Below are 1238 nucleotides of genomic sequence, written 5' to 3'. Positions count from 1 at the left end.
CGCAGTGATGCCTAACCCTTCCATCGAGGGGGACGTCCAAGGGCTGGCGCCCTTGGCCGCCCCTCATGTCAAACGTTAACCTCTGAGGAAGAATTGTGAAACTATCACTAATGGTAGCTATATCGAAGAATGGAGTTATCGGGAATGGCCCTGATATTCCATGGAGTGCCAAAGGTGAACAGCTCCTGTTTAAAGCTATTACCTATAACCAATGGCTGTTGGTTGGACGCAAGACTTTTGAATCAATGGGAGCATTACCCAACCGAAAGTATGCGGTCGTAACACGTTCAAGTTTTACATCTGACAATGAGAACGTATTGATCTTTCCATCAATTAAAGATGCTTTAACCAACCTAAAGAAAATAACGGATCATGTCATTGTTTCAGGTGGTGGGGAGATATACAAAAGCCTGATCGATCAAGTAGATACACTACATATATCTACAATAGACATCGAGCCGGAAGGTGATGTTTACTTTCCTGAAATCCCCAGCAATTTTAGGCCAGTTTTTACCCAAGACTTCGCCTCTAACATAAATTATAGTTACCAAATCTGGCAAAAGGGTTAACAAGTGGCAGCAACGGATTCGCAAACCTGTCACGCCTTTTGTACCAAAAGCCGCGCCAGGTTTGCGATCCGCTGTGCCAGGCGTTAAGGCTACATGAAAATCGTACATTACGAAGCGAATGCACCATGGATAGGAAGAATGAAATGCCCAAACCCAAAGTGTGGGAAGGAAACTCCTGCCTGGCAATCGAGCGGCATGAGCGACAGTTGCCCGCATTTTTTCTGTGATACTTGCTCGAATGTAATCCATAGAGAGCAGGACCATGCATTACTGTATGAAAATGAAATCAATCAAGAGCTCTTGGATCGAATAGCAGCAACTCTTCCAGATTGCCCTTGCGGGGGTAGGTTTGTTCCTGGTGCAAACCCAAAGTGTCCGAGTTGCAAGACCGAGTACGTGCACCAATGGGATGCAGTGAAAAGGTTGAATGTACCTTTTATGCCAATCTTGGATGGTTCCTGCTTGATTCGAGATAGGCTGTATTCGTATGAAGTATGCATTGGTTCTAAACCAAAATACTGGTGGCGTTTGTTCACAAATGCCTTAACAAGTTTAGGCAAGGGACGCTCCTGACGTCGCGCCCCTGCTAAAAGCGTTAGATGCACTAAGCACATAATTGCTCACAGCCAAACTATCAGGTCAAGTCTGCTTTTATTATTTTTAAGCGTG

Annotated in this window: 1 protein-coding gene; it reads left to right on the top strand. The window is 45.0% G+C overall.

Features of this window, described 5'->3' with window-relative positions; genetic code table 11:
• The first annotated feature begins 95 nt into the window (after nucleotides 1-95).
• The gene (dfrA1, locus tag OKB77_RS23895) at nucleotides 96-569 is read left to right on the top strand and encodes a trimethoprim-resistant dihydrofolate reductase DfrA1 (RefSeq protein WP_000777554.1); all 474 of its coding nucleotides are present in this window, start codon (nucleotides 96-98) and stop codon (nucleotides 567-569) included.
• The last annotated feature ends 669 nt before the right edge of the window (nucleotides 570-1238 follow it).

The sequence above is a fragment of the Aeromonas sp. Y318-3 genome (assembly GCF_027706185.1).
In the GTDB taxonomy this organism is placed as follows: Bacteria; Pseudomonadota; Gammaproteobacteria; order Enterobacterales; family Aeromonadaceae; genus Aeromonas; species Aeromonas veronii.
This window is presented reverse-complemented; position numbering and strand designations above follow the sequence as displayed.